The 18958-nt window shown below is 69.5% G+C and carries 22 protein-coding genes; 4 read left to right on the top strand and 18 right to left on the bottom strand.

The genetic code is table 11. From position 1 onward, the window contains the following. Positions 1 to 3: 3 nt before the first annotated feature. Both AAIL17_RS01860 and AAIL17_RS01855 read right to left on the bottom strand, forming a co-directional pair. Complete coding sequence (locus AAIL17_RS01860; RefSeq protein ID WP_424681103.1) at positions 4 to 195, bottom strand: helix-turn-helix transcriptional regulator; 192 nt, start codon at positions 193 to 195, stop codon at positions 4 to 6. Between the two features lie 84 nt (positions 196 to 279). Then, complete coding sequence (locus AAIL17_RS01855) at positions 280 to 876, bottom strand: hypothetical protein (protein WP_424681102.1); 597 nt, start codon at positions 874 to 876, stop codon at positions 280 to 282. A 343-nt stretch (positions 877 to 1219) separates the two neighbouring features. Here AAIL17_RS01855 and AAIL17_RS01850 point away from each other — a divergent pair, with 343 nt between their 5' ends. The 4 genes from AAIL17_RS01850 to AAIL17_RS01835 are packed head-to-tail and all read left to right on the top strand — an operon-like array spanning position 1220 to position 5879. Beyond that, positions 1220 to 1726 (top strand): Csu type fimbrial protein, encoded by a 507-nt coding sequence (locus AAIL17_RS01850; RefSeq protein WP_424681101.1) that lies wholly within the window; start codon positions 1220 to 1222, stop codon positions 1724 to 1726. Between the two features lie 7 nt (positions 1727 to 1733). After that, positions 1734 to 2474: a fimbrial biogenesis chaperone gene (locus AAIL17_RS01845; RefSeq protein ID WP_424681100.1), complete on the top strand. Its 741-nt coding sequence runs from the start codon at positions 1734 to 1736 to the stop codon at positions 2472 to 2474. Further along, positions 2425 to 4833 (top strand): fimbria/pilus outer membrane usher protein, encoded by a 2409-nt coding sequence (locus AAIL17_RS01840; RefSeq protein WP_424681099.1) that lies wholly within the window; start codon positions 2425 to 2427, stop codon positions 4831 to 4833. Before AAIL17_RS01845 ends, AAIL17_RS01840 begins: the two co-directional genes overlap by 50 nt. Continuing rightward, a complete protein-coding gene (locus AAIL17_RS01835) occupies positions 4830 to 5879 on the top strand; it encodes a Csu type fimbrial protein (protein WP_424681098.1) in 1050 nt (349 codons plus the stop codon). The genes AAIL17_RS01840 and AAIL17_RS01835 overlap by 4 nt, the downstream gene beginning before the upstream one ends. A 68-nt stretch (positions 5880 to 5947) precedes the next feature. Here AAIL17_RS01835 and AAIL17_RS01830 read toward each other — a convergent pair whose 3' ends face one another. The 16 genes from AAIL17_RS01830 to AAIL17_RS01755 all read right to left on the bottom strand — a co-directional run bounded on the left by AAIL17_RS01830 (position 5948) and on the right by AAIL17_RS01755 (position 18866). Beyond that, positions 5948 to 6415: a spore coat protein U domain-containing protein gene (locus tag AAIL17_RS01830; RefSeq protein WP_424681097.1), complete on the bottom strand. Its 468-nt coding sequence runs from the start codon at positions 6413 to 6415 to the stop codon at positions 5948 to 5950. Between the two features lie 258 nt (positions 6416 to 6673). Continuing rightward, a complete protein-coding gene (locus tag AAIL17_RS01825; protein ID WP_424681096.1) occupies positions 6674 to 7327 on the bottom strand; it encodes a TadE family protein in 654 nt (217 codons plus the stop codon). Then, entirely contained in the window at positions 7324 to 7809 is a 486-nt protein-coding gene (locus AAIL17_RS01820) for a tetratricopeptide repeat protein (RefSeq protein WP_424681095.1), read from the bottom strand. Before AAIL17_RS01820 ends, AAIL17_RS01825 begins: the two co-directional genes overlap by 4 nt. After that, a complete protein-coding gene (locus tag AAIL17_RS01815) occupies positions 7794 to 8147 on the bottom strand; it encodes a DUF192 domain-containing protein (RefSeq protein ID WP_424681094.1) in 354 nt (117 codons plus the stop codon). Before AAIL17_RS01815 ends, AAIL17_RS01820 begins: the two co-directional genes overlap by 16 nt. Positions 8148 to 8172: 25 nt before the next feature. Further along, positions 8173 to 9063, bottom strand: coding sequence for a type II secretion system F family protein (locus tag AAIL17_RS01810; protein ID WP_424681093.1), 891 nt, complete (start codon positions 9061 to 9063; stop codon positions 8173 to 8175). Next, positions 9060 to 9902 carry a type II secretion system F family protein gene (locus AAIL17_RS01805; RefSeq protein WP_424681092.1) on the bottom strand — a complete coding sequence of 281 codons (843 nt, stop codon included), beginning with the start codon at positions 9900 to 9902 and terminating at the stop codon, positions 9060 to 9062. Before AAIL17_RS01805 ends, AAIL17_RS01810 begins: the two co-directional genes overlap by 4 nt. Before the next feature lie 56 nt (positions 9903 to 9958). Then, positions 9959 to 11677, bottom strand: coding sequence for an ATPase, T2SS/T4P/T4SS family (locus AAIL17_RS01800; protein ID WP_424681091.1), 1719 nt, complete (start codon positions 11675 to 11677; stop codon positions 9959 to 9961). A 7-nt stretch (positions 11678 to 11684) separates the two neighbouring features. Next, the gene (locus tag AAIL17_RS01795) at positions 11685 to 13052 is read right to left on the bottom strand and encodes a type II and III secretion system protein family protein (RefSeq protein WP_424681090.1); all 1368 of its coding nucleotides are present in this window, start codon (positions 13050 to 13052) and stop codon (positions 11685 to 11687) included. 2 nt (positions 13053 to 13054) lie between these two features. After that, positions 13055 to 13870 (bottom strand): Flp pilus assembly protein CpaB, encoded by an 816-nt coding sequence (gene cpaB / locus AAIL17_RS01790; RefSeq protein ID WP_424681089.1) that lies wholly within the window; start codon positions 13868 to 13870, stop codon positions 13055 to 13057. Next, complete coding sequence (locus AAIL17_RS01785) at positions 13867 to 14061, bottom strand: hypothetical protein (protein WP_424681088.1); 195 nt, start codon at positions 14059 to 14061, stop codon at positions 13867 to 13869. The genes cpaB and AAIL17_RS01785 overlap by 4 nt, the downstream gene beginning before the upstream one ends. Continuing rightward, a complete protein-coding gene (locus tag AAIL17_RS01780; protein WP_424681087.1) occupies positions 14058 to 14732 on the bottom strand; it encodes a hypothetical protein in 675 nt (224 codons plus the stop codon). Before AAIL17_RS01780 ends, AAIL17_RS01785 begins: the two co-directional genes overlap by 4 nt. Further along, positions 14719 to 15570: a TadE/TadG family type IV pilus assembly protein gene (locus AAIL17_RS01775; protein ID WP_424681086.1), complete on the bottom strand. Its 852-nt coding sequence runs from the start codon at positions 15568 to 15570 to the stop codon at positions 14719 to 14721. The genes AAIL17_RS01780 and AAIL17_RS01775 overlap by 14 nt, the downstream gene beginning before the upstream one ends. A 25-nt stretch (positions 15571 to 15595) precedes the next feature. After that, positions 15596 to 16000, bottom strand: a complete 405-nt coding sequence (locus AAIL17_RS01770; RefSeq protein WP_424681085.1) for a hypothetical protein — start codon at positions 15998 to 16000, stop codon at positions 15596 to 15598. Between the two features lie 4 nt (positions 16001 to 16004). Beyond that, positions 16005 to 16856 carry a hypothetical protein gene (locus AAIL17_RS01765; protein WP_424681084.1) on the bottom strand — a complete coding sequence of 284 codons (852 nt, stop codon included), beginning with the start codon at positions 16854 to 16856 and terminating at the stop codon, positions 16005 to 16007. Continuing rightward, positions 16853 to 18454, bottom strand: coding sequence for a TadE/TadG family type IV pilus assembly protein (locus AAIL17_RS01760; RefSeq protein ID WP_424681083.1), 1602 nt, complete (start codon positions 18452 to 18454; stop codon positions 16853 to 16855). Before AAIL17_RS01760 ends, AAIL17_RS01765 begins: the two co-directional genes overlap by 4 nt. A gap of 127 nt (positions 18455 to 18581) precedes the next feature. Then, complete coding sequence (locus AAIL17_RS01755; RefSeq protein ID WP_424681082.1) at positions 18582 to 18866, bottom strand: pilus assembly protein; 285 nt, start codon at positions 18864 to 18866, stop codon at positions 18582 to 18584. Positions 18867 to 18958: the final 92 nt, after the last annotated feature.

Here is an 18958-nt window from a genome sequence, read left to right as displayed (position 1 = left end):
CCGTCAGTCCGGCTCGAAAATCGTCTCGATCGGCCGCCCGAACAGCCGCGCGATCTTGAAAGCCAGCGGCAGGCTCGGGTCGTACTTGCCGGTCTCGATCGCGTTGATGGTCTGACGCGAGACGTCCAGCCGCTCGGCCAGGTCTGCCTGCGACCAGCCCTGCTCGCCTCGCAGGTCGCGCACGTGGTTCTTCATCGGCGCGGCCGTTCCATCTCGCGTCCGGCCTTGGCGGACGCAGGCAGCCCCGGGCTTCGATGGGCCGGCGACATGGCCACCGCCTCAGTCCTTGTCGGCCGTGCGGCGCCGCCGCCACAGGAACACCGCCAGCACGATCACCACGCCGGGCGCCAGGCCGAACAACAGGCCGGTCTCGAACGCGTCCAGCCGCCCGCGCCACCAGGCCACGCCCAGCACCATCAGCACCAGCACGGCCAGCAGGCCCAGTTGCCACGCCGGTGAGCCGCCCTCGCAGCCGGCACTGCCGCCGTAATGGCGCACCAGCAGCCACCAGCGCGCGGCGCCGTAACCGAGCATCGTCACCGGGAACACCCAGATCAGGACGCTGCCGCGCAAGGCCAGCACGCCCGCCGCGTCGAGGAAGCCGCCGACCAGGCTGAGCGCGCCGAGCAGCGCGGTGGCGGCGCCCAGCGCCAGCAGGTGCACGCGCTGCTCGAACTCGTCGCTGGCGCCGATCCGCCGCGCCATCAGGCCGATCACGAACAGCATCGGCAGCACCGGCACCACCGCGAGCAGCACCTTCAGCGGCACGCTGGCCGCGGTCCGGCTGAGCGGCCAGACCAGCAGCATCGCGGCCATGTAGGCCACCATCGCGAAGCTGAGCTGGCGGCGGTACTGCTTTTCGCTGAAGCGTGCCATCGGGGTCGGGTGTCAAGGTTGCTTGACAGGCAGCGTAGGGGCGACGACCTCGCCGTGTCAAGTACGCTTTACAAAATCGCCAGCCGACGGCTTCCGCTGGTGAAGAACCTGTGAAAAAATGAGAACCGTGTCACATTCGTCAAGTTAGTGACACGGCGCGGCAGTTGGGGGACCTGCCGTGTCAAGCCGCCAAATCCTTGGCTGCCGCAGGACCCGCGCGCTGGAAGCCGCTCCGCAGCCTTAATTCCCCGGCAAACACCCGCCTGTGCGCTCTGCACACAGCCGCTTGGCACGGCTGTTGCGGAGCGGGCCCGGCAACAAGCCCATTTCCCGGAGAAGACCCATGCTGTTCAAGAAGACCTTGCTCGCTTCCGCCCTGCTTGCTCTTGGCGGCGTTGCCGTCAGCGCCTCGGCGGCCACGACCGCCACGTTCCAGGTCAAGCTGACCGTCAACAAGGCTTGCTCGATCACCACCAGCGGCGACCTGAACCTCGGTACCGCCAACGCCGACTCGACCACCGACGTCACCCAGAACGCCAGCAACATCAACGTCAAGTGCTCGAAGACGACGGCCTACAAGATCGGCCTGAAGCCCAGCTCCAACAGCACCGACGGCACCGGCACGATGGCCGGCCAGGCCACTGGCAACTCCGATACCGTCGCCTATGCCCTGTACCAGGACGCCGGCAACAGCGTCGCCTGGGGCAACACCGCCGGCACCAACACCCAGGACTCCACGGGCAACGGCAACAGCCAGAACTACACCGTCTACGGCAAGGTGCTGGCTGCCAACCTCAACGTCACGCCGGATTCGTACGCGGACACCGTCTCGGTCAACGTGACCTACTGAGCAAGCGATGGCCCGGCGTTCCACCTTCCGCCTGCTGCTGTGCGCCGGCCTGCTTCTCGCCGGCGCCAGCGCGTGGGCCAGCGGCCTGCAGGTCGCACCGGTATCGCTGACCCTGCAGCCGGTGCAGCATGCCGACGGCCTGTGGCTCAGCAATACCGGCACCGATCAGGTCCACGCGCAGGTGCGCGTGTACCGCTGGACCCAGGCCGATGGCGCGGACCAGCTCACGCCCTCGCAGGACCTGGTCATCAGCCCGCCGATGCTCGGCATCGGGCCGGGCGACCGCCAGCTGATCCGGGTGATCCGGATCGGCGCGCCGCCGTCAGGCGGCGCCGCGGAGGCGGCCTACCGGCTGGCCATCGACGAGCTGCCGGTGAAGGAAAGCGGACGCAAGGGCCTGCAGTTCGTCCTGCATTACTCGGTGCCGGTGTTCGTGGAGCCGCAGGGCGGGACGGCCGTGGCCCCCGACCTGCACTGGACGCTGCAGCGCGAGGGCGACCATGCCGCGCTGGTGGTTTCCAACACCGGCACCGGCCACGCCCAACTGGCCGAAATCAGTTACCTCGACCGTGCAGGCAAGCGCACGGACATCGCTGGCGGCCTGCTGGGCTACGTGCTCCCGGGCGCCACCATGCATTGGACGCTCAAGCAGTCGGCGACGGTCTTCGCCGGAACCGGCACGCTGGAGGCAACGATCAATGGCGCGAAGGCCACGCAAACGATCTCGCTGGCCGATCGCGCTCGCTGAGTCGCTGCTGCTGCCCTGCCTGATCGCCACCGCCACGCGCGCGATGGCGGTCGACCTGGACAGCGGTCCCGACGCGGCCGCGGGAACCGCGCTGGCGCTCGACCCGGTGGGCGCGATGGCGTCCATCGACGCCACCGACCTCTACCTGGACCTCACCCTCAACGGCACCCATCGCGGCCTGGTGCACTTCGGCTACCGCGACGGCAAGCTGTGGGCCTCGCGCGCCACCCTGCAGCAGCTGGGTTTCCTGCTGCCGGCGGACGGCCCCGATCCGATCCGCCTGGACAGCCTGTCCGGGGTCCAGGTGAGCTACGACGCGCAACAGCAGTCGGCCACGCTCACCGTGCCGCTGAAGCTGCTGCGCCTCTCGACCCACGTGATCAGCACGCAGGGGCGGTCGGCGCCGCACGCCAGCGCCTCGCCTGGCGCATTGCTCAACTACAACCTTTACGCCACCCACGACACGCAAGGTGGTGCCACCGCCAGCGCCTACACCGAGCTGCGCCTGTTCGGCGGCGCCGGCGTGCTGAGCAGCACCGGGCTGACCCAGGCCAACCGCACCGACGGCGACTGGCGCGGCCGCTCGGTGCGCCTGGACACCACCTGGACCCGCTCGTTTCCCGAGCACATGCTCACGCTGGAAGCGGGCGATACGCTTACCGGCGGCACGTCGTGGTCGCGTCCGACCCGCATCGGCGGCGTACAGATCGGCACCAACTTCGCGCTGCAGCCCTACCGCGTCACCGCGCCGTTGCCGCAGTTCCTCGGCCAGGCGACCCTGCCCTCGCAGGTGGAGCTGTACGTCAACGGCATGAAGCAGTACAGCGGCCAGGTCCCGGTCGGCCCGTTCCAGCTCAACGCGGTACCGGGCATCAACGGCGCAGGCAACGCGCAACTGGTGCTGACCGACGCGCTGGGCCGCGTCACCACGGTGGACTTCGCGCTGTACGACGCCCAGCAGTTGCTGCAGAAGGGGTTGACCGACTGGTCGGCCGGGCTCGGTTTCGTGCGCGAGGACTACGGCCTGCGCTCGTTCTCCTATGCGCGCGACCCGATGGGCAGCGGCAGTTGGCGCCGCGGCCTGACCGACCGGTTCACCGCCAGCGCACACGCCGAGGTGGCGAAGAACCTCGCCAACGCCGGTGTCGGCGGCGACTGGCTGCTCGGTCCCGCCGGCGTGCTGTCAGCGTCGGCGGCACGCAGCAGCTATCGCGGGCTCGACGGCTCGCAGCTGAGCCTGGGCTACCAGTGGATCAACAACCGCTTCAACTTCAGCGCGCAGGGCACGCACAGCAGCAGCGGCTACCGTGACGTGGCCGCGTTGTACGGCAGTCCGTCGCCGCGGCTGAGTGCAAGCGTGCAGGGCGGCATCAGCACCCGCGTGCTCGGCAACTTCGGCGTCAGCTACGTGCACCTGCGCTACCTGGACCAGACCAGCCGCTACGCCAGCGGCTACTGGTACCGCTCGTTCGGCCGCAGCGCCTCGCTCAGCCTGAACCTCAACCAGAATCTGGATGACGCGCGCGACCGCAGCGTGTTCCTGAGCTTCAGCCTGTCGCTGGACGATCGCACCTTCATGAGCACCGGCCTGGATCACCAGGGCAGCCGCAACATGCTCGACGCCAGCATCACCCGCTCGCTGCCGACCGAGGGCGGTTTCGGCTGGCGCGCGCAGACGCAGCAGGGCGAGGGCGCCCATACCGGCCTGGCCGAACTGGATTACCTGGGCCGCTACGGCCAGGCGCAGGCAGGCGTCATGCGCTTCAGCGGCGACAGCACCGCGTACGCCGGCGGCAACGGCGCGCTGGTGCTGATGGGCGGCCATGCCTTCGCCGCGCGCAGCATCTACAACGGCTTCGCGGTGGTCTCCACCGAGGGCGTCCCCGACGTACCGGTGAAGCTGGAGAACAACCCGATCGGCCACACCGACGAGCACGGCCTGCTCCTGGTCACGCCGCTCAACGCCTACCAGAACAACAAGCTGAGCATCGACCCGATGCAGCTGCCGGCCGACGTGCACGTGGGTCCGATCGACCTGCAGGCCTCGCCCACCGACCGCGCCGGCACGCTGGTGCGCTTCGACCTCAAGCCGATCCGTGCCGCCTCGGTGCTGCTGCGCGATGCCGCCGGCAAGCCACTGCCGCTGGGCAGCCAGGTGCGCGTTCGCGGGGAGGACGGAGAGGCGGCGATGGTGGGCTTCGACGGCGCGGCCTACCTGGACGCGCTGGACGAGCACAACGTGCTGGAAGTGAGCCTGCCCGAAGGCGGCACCTGCAGCACCCGCTTCGATTACCGCAAGCAGGGCGACGGCATCCCGCAGATCGGACCGCTCACCTGCACGAAGGAGAAGGCGCCATGATCCGACGCATTCGCATCTGGCTGTGGCTGGGCGGGTTGTTCGCCCTGTGCCAGTGGCTGGCGCCCTCCGGCATGGCCCCGCTCGACGCGGCGCAGGCGAGCGTCGCCGGCGTCAGCTGCAGCGCGACCATCACCAGTGTCACCTTCGGCAACGTCGATCCCTCCTACTGGGGTCTCGATGTGACGTTCAACGGCAACAGCAACCTGCAGACCACCGGCTTCCTGACCTACTACTGCAGCAACACGAACGCCGTGGCCAAGACCATCGACGCCTGCATAAGCATCGGCAATCCGGGCGGCGCCACGCAGCGTTCGATGGACGGACCGCGCAACGGCAACCTTGATTACCAGCTCTTTCTGGACGTCAACGGAACCCAGGGCTGGGGCAGCAAGTACAACACCCCCGGCAAATGGGGAACGCCCTATGTGCGCACCGTATCGGTGCCCGCGGCACTAGGCGGCGTTCCCGGGACCAGCCCGCCCGTCACGGTGCCGATCTACGCGCAGATCGACGCCAGCCAGGTTTCGTACAACTCCAACAAGACCGGCACCTACAGCGCCCTTTACGGCGGTGGCGACGTGGCCTTCGACACCGGAGCGTCCGGTGTCGGCTGCGCCGGCGCTTCGGGCGGCGGCAGCATCGGCGGCTTCATGGTGTCGGCCAACATGCAGAAAACCTGTCAGGTGACCACCAGCCCGATGGATTTCGGCGTGGCCAACGGGGATCCCAGCGGGCTTACCGCGACCACTACGTTGACCGTCGCCTGCAACTTCCACAACGGCTACCGGGTGGGGCTGGACAACGGGAAGAACTACCAGAACGGCAGCCGGCAGCTGCGCGGCGGCCCGACCCACAGCGATTACGTCGCCTACCAGCTCTACCGCGACAGCGGGTTCAACAACGTCTGGGGCAACACCGACGGAACCGACACGCAGCCGAGCAACGCGAGCGACAGCTACACCGTCTACGGCAAGATCGCCGCCAACCAGGGCATGCCTGCGGGCGGCGATTATTTCGATGCGGTAACGGTGTACGTGTACTACTGAGGTTCGGGTCAACTGGCGTCGATGCGACGGGCGATCCGCACGCGGCGGCGAATGGCGATCAGCCGCGCTCAGTAGACGACCCGGACCACCACCTGGTCCTCGTAGTCGCCCATCGCCACCTTTTGCCCGGCCGGCACCGAACCGGACAGCGCCAGGTGCACCGGCGTCTGCCCCATTCCCTTGACGTGAATGGCTTCGCCGGCCCGCCAGGGTGCGCCGTTGGCGCGCACTTCGTAGGCGACGCGGTCGCCGCTCGGGCCCTGCAGGGTGCGATTGCCTTCGAGGTACACCGCAGCCGGCGTGCCGCGCGCGCAGGTCACGTCGATCGCGCCCGGCGAGGCCGTGCCGGTGGCCTGGCCGCCGGAGGTGTAGTCGGACAGCGCCAGCGGCTGGGTCTGCACGCTGCAGGAGGCCACCACCCGCAGCGTCACCCGCAGGGTGGCCGAGGCCTGCTCGGCAGCAGACGGGCCGGGCAGCAGGGTAAGCAGGGAGGCCGCCAGGCCACCGACCACGAACTTGCCGAACCGACTCGCCATAGCTTGACCCTCGCGCGCTCCGGAGCCATTCCCCGGCAGCTATAACTGCTTTCGGCGGAGTCCGCGTGGTCTTTATGGCGCGCGACGGACTTCCGTCGGAAAGCGTGAATGCCGTCACACTTTTGCGGCGGATGAGGCGGCCTCGAGGGTTTTAGCGGTCGATCCGTTAGGCGGGCGCGACCGATCGCGGGTTACTTATCGACGCTGCGGAAACAAACTGAAGGCGGCGTCCCCCTGAAGCGGGCCCGCTCCCGCGTGTCAGGGCAGGCTGCCGTCGTCGCGGACCGGGCTCTGCATGCGCACCACGGCCTGCGCCACGATCGGCAGCCGGCCGCTTTCGAGCATCAGCCGCTCGCGGGCGTCCAGGCCGCCGGTCAGGCGCAGCGCGGCGATGACGATCTTGTCGACCACCGGCACGATCATCTTGTAGCCGTAGACCACCCGGATCTTGAGCACGTTGGCATCCTGCACGGACAGGCCGCTGCGGCTGCCCAGGGTGGACGGACGGAAGGCCAGGCTGTCGTTGGGAATGGCCTGCGCGCCGTCGTACTGGCGCTCCTTCCAGTCGGCGAAGGCGGCCCGGGTAGGGCTGATGACCTGGATCTCGCTGGTCAGCGGATTGTTGGCGGCGACCAGCGCCTCGGCGTAGGCCTTGGCTGCCCCCGCAGTGTCGGGCGAGTGCGCGTACAGCGGCATCAGGCCGCGGGCCAGGCCGGTCTTCATCGCGCTCATCCGCGCACCGTGCACCGAACCACTGCGCGCGGCCTGCAGCGCGGCATAGTCGACCAGGCTCTTTGCCCGGTAGAACAGGATCATCTGGAACAGGCCGAGCAGGAACACGCCGAACACGGCGATCACCACCGCCATCTCGACCACCGCCTGGCCGCGCTGGCGCCGCCGGCGCGCGTTCATGGCGAAGCCCCGGCGGCGGCAGAGGCCGGTTCCGGTCCGGCCAGCCTCGCGATGCCATCGGCCATGCGCGCGCTGCGGCCGTGCAGCGCCGGCTGCGTGCCGCCGGCGCTGGCCGCGCTCTGTGCGAATGCCGACTCGGCCTGACGCAGGCGCACCACGCCCAGGTTGTGCATGGCCTTCGCATCGCGCGGCGACAGCGCCAGTACTTCCAGATAGGCATCGGCCGCACCATCCAGTTGCTGCAGGCGGGTCTGCACGTTGCCCAGGCGGAACCACAGCTGGGGATCCTTCGGCACCCGCTCGACCAGTTGCCGGTAGGCCGCCAGCGCCTGCGGAAGGCGGCCGGCGGCGTAATCCTGCGCGGCACGCGTTTCCAGCTTGGCCAGTGCCTCGGCGTGGCCCGGCCGCGGGGCGTGGCCCGCGCAACCGCCCAGCGCCAGCGCACACAAGAGTGCGGGAAATCGATTCAGGCCGCGCGCCATTGCCACACCTCCCCTCGTGCCGGTTCCAGGCCGGCGATCGAGCCGGCCGCCAGTTCCACCGTCTGGCGCGCGCCGCGGCACTGGCGCAGGCGCCAGGGTGCGACGGCCTCGTGCCAGGCGAGCACGCGGCCCTCGCGATCCAGGAACACCACGTCCAGCGCGTAGCCCATGCCCATCGTGTGGATGCCGCCGCAGGGCACCAGCCAGAGCGCCTGCGCCGCGCGGGCGCGCAGCGGCGAACGCCCGAGCAGGCCGCGCGCGCGGCTCCAAGGCCGGTCGGCGCGCCAGGCCTGCGGCACCAGCAGCTGCGCGCCGCGCCAGATGCTGCCGGCCTTCATGCGCCGGCCCTCACGAGGCAAATCCTCACAGGATCCCCTCCTGCTTCATGCGCAGGTAGATGAAATAGCCCAGCATCAGGAAGATCAACGGAAAGAAGAACATCACCAGTGGCAGCATCATCTTCACCGGCGCCTCCAGCGCGAGCTTCTCGGCGCGCAGGAAGCGCTCCTCGCGCCGCTGCGCCGCCTGCGCGCGCAGGGTGTCGCCGAGGCTGGCGCCGACGCGGTCGGCCTGGATCAGCGTGCCGGTGAAGCTGGAGATCTGCGACATGTCCATGCGCTCTGCCATGCGCTTGAGCGCCTCGGCGCGCGGCAGACCCGAACGCATGTCGCGCAACAGCCGGTTTAACTCCTGCGAGAGCGGGCCGGGAGGTCCCTTCAGCGTGGCCTGCTCGATGCCGCCGGTGAGGTTGAGTCCCGCCTCCACCGCCATGGTGATGAAGTCCAGGAACACCGGCAGGTCCTTGATCACCAGCCGGCGCCGCTTGTTGCGCCGCTCGCCCAGCCACAGGTTGGGATAGAGCCAGCCCAGCCCCGCGCCCAACGCGCTGGCCAGCAGGTAGGCCATCGCGCCGCTCCGGTGCAGCAGCCCCAGCAGCGCCCAGGCGAACAGCACCACCAGCGCCGCGCCGACCACGCGCAGGCCGTAGAGTTGCTCCGGCGTGAGCACGAAATCCTGGCCGGCGGTCTGCAGCTCGTGGTGCGCCTTTTCCAGCTTGTCGGACGACAGCCGCGGGCCGATCGCGAAGGTGGCCGCGTTGACCAACGGCCAGATCAGCCGCAGCCCGAACGGCAGCGGATCCTGGAAGTGGCGCTCGTCGGCGGGGACCTCGCGCAGCAGGCCGCCGATCGACCACACGCCGAAGCCGACGCAACCGCCCATCGCCAGCGCGAGCACGACCAGCATGACGCTCATATGTCGATGCTCATGATCTTGCGGCACATGCGGTAGCCCAGGTACTCCATCACCGCGGCGATGCCGATGACCACCCAGCCGGTCGGCGTGTGGTACATCGCGTTCATGGTCTGCGGGTAGGCGAAGGAGAGGAAGCCGATCAGGCCCACCGGCATCAGCGCCATCACGATGCCCTGCAGGCGGCCTTGCGCGGTGAGCGATTTGACCTTGCCCTCCATGATCAGGCGCCGCCGCAATGTGTCGGCCAACGAGGCCATGCTCTCGGCCAGGTTGCCGCCGACCTCGCGCGAGATCGCCACCGCCGAGACGAACAGCGCCACGTCCTGCACCGGCACGCGGTCGTTGAAGTGCTGCAGGGCGTCGTCGAGCTTCACGCCCATGCGCTGCTCGCGCAGCACCAGCGCGAACTCCTGCGCCAGCGGCGGCTCGACGTCGCGCGCCAGGCTCTCCAGCGCCGGGGTGAAGCCCAGGCCCGCGCGCATGCTGCCGGCCACCATCATCAAGCCGTCGGGCAGTTGCTGCTGGATCTTGTCGATGCGCCGCTGGCGCAGCCAGGCGTAGAGCTTCTTGGGAAGCACCATTACCAGCACCAGCGCAGCGATGGCCAGCAGCGGATTGCCGGTGGCCAGCCACAGCACCGCCGGCACCAGCACGATTGCCACCACGTTCAGCCGGAACAGCCCGCGCGTGTCCATGAACAGGAACAGGTCGGCCAGGTTGAAGCGCGCCTGCTCGGTGAAGGTCTCCCGATAACGCCCCCAGAACACCACCGAAGCGCGCGCAAGCAGGAAGCCGGCCATGGCGGTGCAGAGGAAGACGGCGAGCGCGATGGTCAGCATGCGCCGGCCCTCCGATAGATGGCGCCTGCCCGGAAGGATGCCCGCGGAGCCATCGGCTAGCCCTCGCCGGCCGGACGGAAGATCGACATGTCCACCGCCACCCCGCGCTCGCCCAGTTCCTCGTAGAACTCGGGCACCGCGCCGGTGGGGCTGAACTCGCCGCGCACCTTGCCGCCCGGTCCCCGCTGGTCGCGTGCGCGGAACACGAACAGGTCCTGGGTCTGGATGGTGCCGCTCTCGATGCCGGTCACCTCGCAGATGTGGGTGATCTTGCGCGAACCGCAGGGGAAGCGGCGCTGGTGGATGATCAGGTCGATCGCCGAGGCGATCTGCTCGCGCACCACCACCATCGGCAGGTCCATGCCGGCCATCATCACCATCACCTCCAGGCGCGACAGCGCATCGCGCGGCGAATTGGCGTGCGCGGTGGTGAGCGAGCCCTCGTGGCCGGTGTTCATCGCCTGCAGCATGTCCAGCGCCTCGCCGCCGCGGCACTCGCCGACCACGATGCGGTCCGGGCGCATGCGCAGCGCGTTGCGTACCAGGTCGCGGATGGTGATCAGACCCTTGCCTTCGAGGTTGGCCGGACGCGATTCCATCGACACCAGGTTGGGCTGGCTGAGCTTGAGTTCGGCCGCATCCTCGATGGTGACGATGCGTTCCTCGTCGGGAATGAAGTTGGACAGGATGTTGAGCAGCGTGGTCTTGCCCGAGCCGGTGCCGCCGGTGACCACGATGTTGCGCCGCTCGCGCACCGCCACCTGCACGAACTGGAGCATCGCCTCGCTGGTCGAGCCGTAGGCGAGCAGGTCGTCGCCGGTGAGCTTGCGCTTGCTGAACTTGCGGATGCTCAAGGAAGGCCCGCGCAGCGCCACCGGCGGGATCACCGCGTTGACGCGCGAGCCGTCGGCCAGGCGCGCGTCGACCATCGGAGAGCTCTCGTCGATGCGCCGGCCCAGCGGCGCCACGATGCGCTCGATCGCCGACAGCACCGCCTTGTCGCTGGTGAAGATCACCGGCGACTTCTCGATGCGGCCGGCGCGCTCGATGTAGATCTCGTCGGAGCGGTTGACCATCACCTCGGTGACGGTCTCGTCGGCGAGCAGGTCCTCCAGCGGGCCTAAGCCGATCGCCTCGTCGAGCACCTGCTTGGCCAGCCGGCGGCGGTTGATGCTGCGCGGCAGGTCGTCGAACTCGCGCGCGATGATCTCGTCGATCAGCGCGGCGGTCTTGCTGCGCAGTTCCTCGTCGCTCATCCCGCGCACGTCGACGCGGCGCAGGTCCATCTGGCGCACCAGCGACTGGTGCACGCGCGTGCGCCACTCGAGCATGTCCGGCGGCGCGACCACGGTGGACGGCACACTCGCCGGCACCGGCGCGGCCGTGGGCACGGGCGTGGGTGCGGCCACGGGCGCCGGCTCGTGCATCGCGCCATCGGGCGCGTTGGACGCCGGCGGCGTGACCGGCACCGTCGATTCGGCGGGATCGGCCAGCACGCGCAGCCGGTAGGCGCCGATGGTCACCACGTCGTCGCGGTGCAGCGGGCCGTGCTCGCTCTGCACGCGGCTGCCGTTGACCGCGATCGGCGCACGCCCGGACAGCACCTCGATGAACACGCCGTTGCGCCGCGCACTCAAGGTGGCGTGCTCGCGCGCGATGTTCCAGCCCTGCAGGATCACCAGGTTGTCCTCGCCACGGCCGATGCCGCAGGCGGCGTTGAGGCAGCGCACCTGGCGCGGGTCGCGGTTGGCGGTTTCGATCAGCACTTCGAACATGGCAGCCTCAGTCGACGATCTCGCTGCCGGCCACCTTGCGCAGGTCGTCGCGCAGGCGGTCGCTCTTCTCGATCAGTGCGCGGTTCTCCGGCGAATTGGCATCGACCACCGTCGGCGTGATGAACATCACCAGGTCGGTGCGGTTGCGCTGGAAGTTGCGCGAACGGAACAGCGCGCCCAGCACCGGGATGTCGCCCAGGCCGGGCAGCTTGTCGAAGGTCTTGGCGGCGGTGGCGTCGACCAGGCCGGAAATCACGATGGTGTCGCCGGCATGCACGTTGAGCTGCGTCTCGGCGCGGCGGGTGAGGAAGCCCGGGTAGCCGAGCACGTTGACCGTCGGGTCGATGCGGCTGATCTCGGTCTGGATGTCGGTGGCGATGTCGCCCGCGCTGTTGACCACCGGCGCGATGTGCAGCTTGATGCCGTAGGGCTTGTACTCGACGGTGACCTCGCCGAACGCCTGGCGGATCGGGATCGGCACCTCGCCGCCGACCAGGAAGTCGGCCACGCCGCCGCTGCGCGCCGCCAATTGCGGCGCGGCCAGTTCCCAGGCGTCGCCGGTCTGCATGAGCAGGTTGATCTGCGAGGTGATCGAGGTGGCGATGCCGAGGAACGACTGCGTGCCCGGCAGCACGCCCAGGTCCTTGAACTGTTGCCCGATCTCGCTGCCGGGGAAGACGCCGAAGTAGGGATTGGTGATCCAGTTGTGCTCCAGCCCGCCGGCCGGGCCGTCGATCACGCTGTCCCACTTGATGCCCAGCTCGTCGAGCTTCTTCTTGTCGAACTCCATGATGCGCACCTTCATCATCACCACCGGGCGCATCTGCACGGCGTTGGCGGTGGTGAAGTCGAGCACCTGCGGGTAGAGCTTCTTGATCGCCGCGATGTGCGCGGTCTCCTCCGGCGACAGGTTGCTGCCGGTGAGCACGACCTGGCCGCCGATCGATTCGCTCTTGATGTGCTCGCTGCCGGAAAGCAGCTTGCCGATCGTTTCGGCCGCCTGCGCGTTGTTGCCGGTGCCGATGTGCACCGACACGCTGCGGCGGTCGCCGTTGCGCATCCACAGCTGCAGCGAGGTGTCGCCGGGCTGGTTGGCGATCAGCACCATCTCGCGCGTGCCGACCATCTTCACCTGCATCAGCTTGCCGTCGCCCACCGCCACGCGCTTGAGCGGGCCGGGCGCGTTCTGCACCAGCGCCTGGCCGGCATACATGGTGATCGCGTCCGGGATCACCGGCGCCTCGGCACGAGCCGCCGGGGCCAGCAGCATGGCCAGGCAGGCCAGCAGCGGCACGCGCCGCCCGGGTCCCTTGCGTGCCGTCCTGCGACGCAGCCGCGGCGGCGCGCCGCGGGTCGATCCGATGATTTCTTCCATGCCTATCCGTTGCCGCCGATGATGAACTGGATGCCGTTGCCGCGGACCGGCCGTCCCTGCCGCAGCAGGTCGGCCTTGCTCAACAGCTTGAGGTTGTAGTTGTCGTCCGCGCCGGCCGGGCGCAGCATCACGCGCAGCTCGCCGACCTTCATCGCCATGCCCAGGCGCTGCGCGTCGGCCGGGACCAGCCCCAGCGTGATGTTGGAGTAGCTGCCGTCCGCGGCCTGCCCGTCCTGCGGACGCAGGCCGCGCGCGTGGCGGCCGGTGGCCAGCACCGGCACGTCGGCCAGCAGCGGGCGGATCTGCTCGCGTCCGGCGCCGTCGCCGCTGAGCAGCAGGAGCAGGTCGACATGGTCGCCCGGCACGATCAGGCCGGAGACCGAGCTGGTCTCGTCCACCTGGATCGTGTACGCCACCTTGCCCGGTGCGATCACATTGGAGAAATGGTCGGTGACCAGGTCTACCGCGCTGGCCGGGATCGGCGCGCCCTGCGCCAGCGGCGCGCGCAACAGCTGGCCTACGTAGCGCTGGTAGTCCGCCGGGGTGATCGCATCGGCCGGCACGAAGTCGGCGGGCACGTCGCGCGTGGCGATGTCGTCCTGGGTAAGGCTCGCGCCCTTGGCCAGGTCGTGCACCGGCACCACCACCTGGCGCGTCGGCGTGGGAGCGGTCTGCGTGCGCGCCGCAACCTGGTTGTTGACGTAGCGCACCGCGAGCAGGCTCGCCGCCGCGCCCAACCCGATGGCGACCAGCAGGAAGGCCACGTTGCGGTTGATCTTCGGAAGGCCGCGCGGGACGGCCCGGGTTGCTGGGTTCATATCCATGAGATCGACAGGGCGTGGAGGAAACTGGTCCAGGCGTCGTGCAGCGCCTTCAGCAATTGGCTGATCGCCGGCCCGCCGAAGGCAAGCATGGCCAGCAGCGCGCCGACCACGACGACGTACTCGACCGCGGCGCCGCCGCGCTGGCGATGGCGCGCATGATGGGGGCATGCGGAGCGGCCGGTCATGGCTGCAGCTCGTTGAGCACGATCTGCGACTGGCCGCCCTCGCCGCTCAGCACCAGGGTCAGCTTGCTGTCGCCGCGCTCGTAGCGCTGCACGCAGCCGTCGTCGCGGCAACGATTGGCGGCGGCCGGCTTCCAGCCTTCGCCCTGCAGCCGCTCCTCGAACCACTGCGCGTTCTGGCGCACCGACAGGGCGTTGCGCATCGCCACCGTGCGCGCCGGCACCGGATCGTCCGGGTAGGCGATGTCGTTGAACACGTGCGTGCCCTGCGGCCGAGGCAGGCCCTTGCCCAGCTCCGGCGGCGCGTCGGGTGCGGAAGACAGGTCCATCACGCCGATGCTTCCCGTGCTGCCGGTGCCGGCGGCACGGAACTGCACCGTGATGTAGTAGTCGCCCTCGCGGTGGCCGACGATGCGCGAGCCGTCCGCGAGCTGGTTGACCACCCGCCGCGGCCCCCAGGTCCGTTCGTAGAAGGCGAGCAGGTCCTGCGGCGAGGCGGCCGAGCGGAAGGTCTGCGGCCGCATGTCCAGGCCGTTGTAGACCATGTGGCCCGCCACCGCGCTGACCGACGAACCCTGCGGCAGCGGCACCTGCGGCCAGTCGCCGGCGGCGGCCGTGGCGACCATCGCCGACAGGATGCAGCCCAGCGCGATGCGCGCGTCAGTGCGCTTCATACCGCACCAGTTTGTCGGCCGGCACGACGTCCGGCGCGGCCTTCCCCAGCTGCAGTTCGCCGCGTCCGTCGAAGAACGGCACCGGCAACTCGGACAGCCATCCGCTGACCTTGGCGAATTCGCGCGACGCCGTGCTTCCGACCAGACCGGCCGGTGCCAGCAGACGGATCTGCTGGCGCACGCTGCGGCGGTCGTAGGCGATCTTGATCGGGTCGCCGTCGCGGTTCTCGCCGGCGCCGGAGGCGTTCCAGGCATCCGCCAGCAGCACGCTGCGCCCCGACATGTCGAGCCGCACATGGTCGAGCGGATCGAGCATCTGCACCGCCGACCCGTCGCGGTGGCGAATCGGCTGCGTGCGCGCATGGACCTCGGCGGTCACCAGCCCCTTGTCGTTGGGCGGGAAGGAGCCAGGCGCCAGCGAACCGGTGATCCCGTCCATGGCGCCGGTGAGTTTTTCCATCAGGCCGGGCGAGGCCTCGTTGCGGTAGACGGCCAGGCTCACGTCCCCGGGCAGCAGCAGCGCCTGGCCGGCGAAGTCGGTCAGCATCGGATCGTCGAGCGTCGTGGGCGGGCGCTCGGCGGACCGGAGCCTGGCCGCCGCGATGCCGAACTGGCGCACCCGCAGCGAGGTCTCGGTGGTGCCGCGCGCAGGCATCGCGTAGCCCGGCTGCACGGTGGCCTTCCAGGCCGCCTGCCGCGCGGCGGCCTGGCTCTGCGCCTTGATGTGCGCGTACTGGCCCAGCAGCGTGATGCCGGCGGCCAGCGGCACCAGCACGATCAGCGCGACGGCCATCTCCACCAGGGCCTGGCCGGCCTGGCGGCGCGGGCGGGCAAGCATGGTCCGGCGCGCTGCGGCGTTCATCTCAACGCGACGCTTCGCTGATGGTGCAGTGCTCGCCCTGGCCGTACAGCTTGCCGTGCATGCGGTAGATGCGCACCGCCTTGCAGCGCGCGCTGACGTGCGAGTAGGGGTGGCCCAGGTACTTCGTCGCGCCGCGCTTCACCGGCAGGTCGGTGAGCGCGCTCAGCTGCTCGAGCTGGTAGTCGCCGACCTTGGCGTCGCGGATCCCGATCGCCTCGTACTCGCCCGACGGCCCGCCCTGGTCGTAGCTGTCGGCGCCGCCGTAGCCGTGGCTGCCGTCGACCTGGACGTCGTGCAGCGTGGCGATCGCGGTCACCGCCGGATGCTTGGTCGCCTGCACGCCCGACGCGCCCAGCAGCGCGCCCGCGAAGACAAGAAGGGAAAGGGTCGGCTTGGCCTGGCTCATGGTGTCATCCGTTCGGGGAAGTGGCATCCGGATCCGAATCGGCGATGCGGATGCCCGAAGGCGGGGAAAAGACGTCCTGGTCGATCGGTTCGCCGACCGTCATGGACTTGACCTGGTAGACCCAGCCGCTGCGGCCGTCGGCCGGGCGCGACCACAGCACGAACGGGTCGCTGCTGTCGTCGTCCTCCACACCGATGCCGCCGATGCCCCAGCGCTCCCCGCCGGCCCAGTAGCAGGTGCGGTAGCCGGCGTCCGGCCGCTGCGGGCCAGCCTCCCAGGCGCGGCAGGGCTGGCCCGCCGCCGATTGCTTGCCGAGGTAGCGCAACCCGTCCCGCGCGGCATCGGCGATCGCCTCGTCGTCGATCGGCGCGCCGGGTGCCGGCGGCTCGGATGGCTCGCGTTCGGCGGTGTGCTTGTCCAGGTCGATCAGCAGCAGCGTGTGGCCGTCATCGAGCGCCAGCTGCGCTTCGCGCACCGGCTTGAAGCGGCAACCCCGGCCGTGGTCGAACTCCCAGTCCCAGTTCTCCTCGCGGGTCGCCTGCCGGCTCCCCTGCGCCCAGTACTCCACGCGCTTGTGACCCAGCTTGCCGGCGATGTCTCCGGGCAAGGGGACGGTGGCGCCGGGGTTGTGCGCCTGGCAGCTGGCCAGGGCCTGGCGGTAGGCGCTTTCCCGCGCCGGTTGGCCCTTCAGCACCTGCCAGTGCTCCTGCACGACGTGGATGGGCGGCATGTCGCTGCGGTCCGCGCCATCGTCGCCTTCCGCGGGCGCCGACGCCTGGCCGGATGAACAGCCGGCGAGCAGGCATCCGGCCAGCGCAAGCACCGCGGCGGCGGTCGGCCATGCGCGCGCCCTCACGGAATCACCACGCTGCCGGCCTTGAAGCCGAGCCGGATGGATTCGGGCGTATCGACCAGCCGCGCCTGCCAGTACGGACTGAACAGGTTGCCCAGTTCACGGCGGTCGTCGATCTGGCGGGCGAACGGCCAGCGGTCGCGCGGCCGGCTGAAGTAGACCTGCGCGCTGGCCAGCGCGCTGATCGCGCCGTTGTCCGCGCTGTCGACCTGGCGCATGCGGCCCGCGCCGATGCCCAACTGCTTACTGGTATGAACGCTGGCGACCGGCTGCTCCACCTGCACCGTGAAGATCGGGCCGTAGGCCTTGTCGTCCACGCCGTAATCGCCATCGGGCCGATACGGCAGGTTGGCGTGTTTGTTGTCGACCACGTCATAGTAGTTCTGCAAGCCGGTGTACCCCTTGAGCAGCGCATCGGAAGCCTTGCCGCCGCCTTCGGCATCGGCCGGGTCGTTGGCGACGAGTTCGCCCGCCATGCCGTTGCCGAGTGCGCCCTGATAGGCCTTGTCGTGGCGGTGGTGGTCCAGGTCGTAGGGCGAGGTCCAGCCGCGACCGTTGTTGATGCCCCAGAGATAGATGCTGGCGCGGGCGCGGGTGTTGCGCCGCACGGCGGCCGCGGCCGCCCAGGCCAGCGGGACGTTGTCGGGTGCGCCGGGTATCCAGGAAAGCCAGCCGGGCAGGTCGAAGTTGAACGTGTCCACGCCGACCCATCGGCTGTAGTCGACCATGTCGGTGCCTTCGGATTCGTCGAAGATGCCGAAGTAGGAGTCGTGGTGGCCGCGGGTGAACGGATCGCGCGCCTCCATCACCACGTTGACGTAGCGGTCGGCGTCGGCGCGGCGAAAGCCGCTCTCGCGCCGGCCCTGCGGGTTGAGTTTCATGGAGTGGTATTCGCGCACGTAGCGCGCAGCGGCATGCGCCTGAGCCACCAGCGCCAGCCTGCTTACGTCGCTGACGCGCATCTGCTCGTTGCCGTAGCCGGGACGGCCGGACGCATCGGCGGCGTTGGCCTTGACCACCCTGTCGGCGACCACCTCGCTGTCGACGTAGGCGTCGCGGGCCACGATGCCCTCGGCGCCGACGTACAGCTTGTTGGCCGCGCTCAAGGTATCCACGACGCCTTCGAGCACGGGCTTGAGGCCGGCCCGGACCTGCTTGATGGCCGACTTCATCCTGTCCATGATCTGGCCGGCCTCGAGCAGGATCTCGCCGATGCCGATTTCCGAGGTCACCACGCCGATGACTTCCAGCGCCTTGGCCATGTGGTCGGTGCCGCTCTGGATGTAGCCCATCCACGAGTACATGCTGACCGCCTGGGCCATGCTGATCTCGTTGGCGACCTGCGCGCGGTTGAGGTAGGCGATCGTGTTGAAGGCGCGCGCCTGTTGCACCGCCACGCTGTAGGCGGCGGCGTCCGCGGTGTTGACCAGCTGGGTTTTCTTGTTGACGGCGATGCCGGTATCGAACAGCACGATCACGCCGACGCAGAGCACCAGCAACGCGATCGTGGCCAGCACCAGCGCCTGTCCACGCGCGCGCCAGCGTCCGCCCACACGGGCGGCAGCTGCGCTTCGCGAACCTGCGCCGTACCGATCGCTCATGCGAAATCCCTGTCTATGCGCTCCCCGTTGCACCGCCCGCAGGCGGCACAGGAACGGTGACCTCGTCGGGGATGGCCCGTGCGGAAGCCGGCCTGCGCCGGCGATCCGCGCGACATGCGCAAGCCGCTTACTGCGCGGTCTTGTTGTCGTAGCTGTTGAGCGTCTTGTCGGTGGTGGCTTCGGAATGGGCCTGGTTGGCCTGGTTGCCGGCGCGCTGGATGTCCTGCTTGCCGGACTTGCCCGCCAGCTCCTGGGCCATGCCACCGATCTGCGCGCGGGCGGTGCCGCCGAAGTAGGTGACGGCGGCGATCGCGGCGATCGCGATCAGCGCGGTGATGATGATGTACTCGGTCATGCCTTGGCCGAGCTGGCGAAGGCGACGGAAGGAATTGCGTGCGCGCGACTGCTTCATGGGTTCCACCCTCTCTATGGATACCTTGGACGGCCACGCCCGGAGGCGGCGGTCCAGCCTGTCATTGGCAGTGCGTCCCCTGGTCAGTCCCT

The organism is Frateuria sp. YIM B11624, assembly GCF_049727805.1.
Taxonomy (GTDB): Bacteria; Pseudomonadota; Gammaproteobacteria; order Xanthomonadales; family Rhodanobacteraceae; genus Frateuria_A.
The sequence above is the reverse complement of the archived record's forward strand: the minus strand, read 5'-3'. Positions and strand labels throughout refer to the sequence as shown.

Coding starts and splice junctions, on each gene's coding strand:
- AAIL17_RS01780 (WP_424681087.1), bottom strand. CDS start 14,732: ATGAAGCGCACTGACGCGCGCATCGCGCTGGGCTGCATCCTGTCGGCG.
- AAIL17_RS01830 (WP_424681097.1), bottom strand. CDS start 6,415: ATGGCGAGTCGGTTCGGCAAGTTCGTGGTCGGTGGCCTGGCGGCCTCC.
- AAIL17_RS01785 (WP_424681088.1), bottom strand. CDS start 14,061: ATGACCGGCCGCTCCGCATGCCCCCATCATGCGCGCCATCGCCAGCGC.
- AAIL17_RS01825 (WP_424681096.1), bottom strand. CDS start 7,327: ATGAACGCGCGCCGGCGGCGCCAGCGCGGCCAGGCGGTGGTCGAGATG.
- cpaB (WP_424681089.1), bottom strand. CDS start 13,870: ATGAACCCAGCAACCCGGGCCGTCCCGCGCGGCCTTCCGAAGATCAAC.
- AAIL17_RS01855 (WP_424681102.1), bottom strand. CDS start 876: ATGGCACGCTTCAGCGAAAAGCAGTACCGCCGCCAGCTCAGCTTCGCG.
- AAIL17_RS01860 (WP_424681103.1), bottom strand. CDS start 195: ATGAAGAACCACGTGCGCGACCTGCGAGGCGAGCAGGGCTGGTCGCAG.
- AAIL17_RS01775 (WP_424681086.1), bottom strand. CDS start 15,570: ATGCTTGCCCGCCCGCGCCGCCAGGCCGGCCAGGCCCTGGTGGAGATG.
- AAIL17_RS01810 (WP_424681093.1), bottom strand. CDS start 9,063: ATGAGCGTCATGCTGGTCGTGCTCGCGCTGGCGATGGGCGGTTGCGTC.
- AAIL17_RS01850 (WP_424681101.1), top strand. CDS start 1,220: ATGCTGTTCAAGAAGACCTTGCTCGCTTCCGCCCTGCTTGCTCTTGGC.
- AAIL17_RS01820 (WP_424681095.1), bottom strand. CDS start 7,809: ATGGCGCGCGGCCTGAATCGATTTCCCGCACTCTTGTGTGCGCTGGCG.
- AAIL17_RS01840 (WP_424681099.1), top strand. CDS start 2,425: ATGGCGCGAAGGCCACGCAAACGATCTCGCTGGCCGATCGCGCTCGCT.
- AAIL17_RS01835 (WP_424681098.1), top strand. CDS start 4,830: ATGATCCGACGCATTCGCATCTGGCTGTGGCTGGGCGGGTTGTTCGCC.
- AAIL17_RS01845 (WP_424681100.1), top strand. CDS start 1,734: ATGGCCCGGCGTTCCACCTTCCGCCTGCTGCTGTGCGCCGGCCTGCTT.
- AAIL17_RS01795 (WP_424681090.1), bottom strand. CDS start 13,052: ATGGAAGAAATCATCGGATCGACCCGCGGCGCGCCGCCGCGGCTGCGT.
- AAIL17_RS01805 (WP_424681092.1), bottom strand. CDS start 9,902: ATGCTGACCATCGCGCTCGCCGTCTTCCTCTGCACCGCCATGGCCGGC.
- AAIL17_RS01800 (WP_424681091.1), bottom strand. CDS start 11,677: ATGTTCGAAGTGCTGATCGAAACCGCCAACCGCGACCCGCGCCAGGTG.
- AAIL17_RS01770 (WP_424681085.1), bottom strand. CDS start 16,000: ATGAGCCAGGCCAAGCCGACCCTTTCCCTTCTTGTCTTCGCGGGCGCG.
- AAIL17_RS01755 (WP_424681082.1), bottom strand. CDS start 18,866: ATGAAGCAGTCGCGCGCACGCAATTCCTTCCGTCGCCTTCGCCAGCTC.
- AAIL17_RS01760 (WP_424681083.1), bottom strand. CDS start 18,454: ATGAGCGATCGGTACGGCGCAGGTTCGCGAAGCGCAGCTGCCGCCCGT.
- AAIL17_RS01815 (WP_424681094.1), bottom strand. CDS start 8,147: ATGAAGGCCGGCAGCATCTGGCGCGGCGCGCAGCTGCTGGTGCCGCAG.